Below are 522 nucleotides of genomic sequence, written 5' to 3'. Positions count from 1 at the left end.
GCTGTAATGCACTTCCATGGTTTTTGCGTCGATGTATGGCTCTAACGCATCGTATGGGTAAGGCAGAGCGGGAAATGTATGCGAAATAGTAAATCCTCCTTAATCGGAGGGTTTACTCTAATGTTAATGAGAATCATTATCAACTGAAATCTTGTAGGGTTATTTGCCTACTTTGACTAAAGGCAGCGTGATGGAGACGCGCAAACCTCCCAGTGGGCTGCGGCTTGCGACAATCGTACCGCTGTGCTGACGAATCGCACTTTCGGTGATGGTTAACCCTAATCCTGTGCCGCCAGAGTGACGATCACGAGCGGTAGACACACGATAGAATGGACGGAAAATCGCATCTAACTCTTCATCCGGCACACCATCACCGTTGTCATCGACGGTAATCGTCAGTGTGTCAGTCTTGTCTTGAATGTCGATCTGCACTTCATCTTTTCCGTAATAAATCGCGTTGCGAATGATGTTTTCTACCGCGCTCATCAACAGTTTTGGGTTGCCTGAGATATGTCGCTCAGG

General features: G+C 47.5%; 1 protein-coding gene and 1 pseudogene. Both read right to left on the bottom strand.

What is annotated here, in order from left to right:
* Positions 1 to 87 (bottom strand): annotated as a pseudogene (locus tag R7F64_RS24385) (superoxide dismutase); the annotation flags it as partial.
* Between the two features lie 72 nt (positions 88 to 159).
* Positions 160 to 522, bottom strand: a 363-nt coding sequence (locus R7F64_RS24380) for an ATP-binding protein (RefSeq protein WP_318072223.1), incomplete at its 5' end; no start/stop codon positions are given.

The sequence above is a fragment of the Vibrio sp. Vb1980 genome (assembly GCF_033338615.1).
In the GTDB taxonomy this organism is placed as follows: Bacteria; Pseudomonadota; Gammaproteobacteria; order Enterobacterales; family Vibrionaceae; genus Vibrio; species Vibrio alginolyticus.
The sequence above is the reverse complement of the archived record's forward strand: the minus strand, read 5'-3'. Positions and strand labels throughout refer to the sequence as shown.